1 protein-coding gene and 1 pseudogene are annotated in these 651 nt (G+C 35.6%); both read left to right on the plus strand.

Annotated elements, in window-relative coordinates; translation table 11 throughout:
• On the plus strand, positions 1–97 hold a 97-nt coding region (locus tag ACFIO5_RS12320), incomplete at its 5' end, for a LexA family protein (protein ID WP_375705560.1).
• 230 nt (positions 98–327) lie between these two features.
• Positions 328–651, plus strand: a pseudogene (locus ACFIO5_RS12325) (30S ribosomal protein S12 methylthiotransferase RimO); the annotation flags it as partial.

Below are 651 nucleotides of genomic sequence, written 5' to 3' on the forward strand. Positions count from 1 at the left end.
ATTGGAAGCTGCAAATCCTCACTATGAAACACGTATATACAGACCAGAGCGTGTGCAGATACAAGGTAAGCTTATCGGACTTATTCGCAAATATTAAAAAACAAAAAAGTTACTGAAAAAAACCCTCTATTCAATGAATAGAGGGTTTAAGTATTTTTTTAGCATGTTATCTGCTACGCAGATCCATAAAATTTTGTAGAAAATCAAACAAGCTTATAATAAACGATGTTGCGTATGTAAAAAAATCAAGAGCATTTTTGTTTTTAATGAAATAAAAGTAGCATAAAATTCGATTGTTATAAATGTTACAAAGTTGCAGGAATTATCATGGCAGCACCTCGTATTAGTTTTGTTTCTCTTGGATGCCCCAAAGCACTTGTAGATTCTGAACGAATTATTACAAGCCTTCGATCCGAAGGGTATGAAATTTCGCGCAAACATCAAGGTGCTGATCTCGTTATTGTGAATACCTGTGGTTTTCTTGATTCTGCCCGAAATGAATCACTCGCCAATATTGATGAAGCCCTTAAAAAAAATGGAAAAGTTATTGTAACTGGGTGTCTTGGTGCTGATCCTGATGTTATTCGCCAAGCATACCCGAATGTATTAGCCATTACAGGACCACAAGCTTATGACAGTGTTGTAGAAGCT

This window comes from Bartonella sp. AA86SXKL, assembly GCF_042196885.1.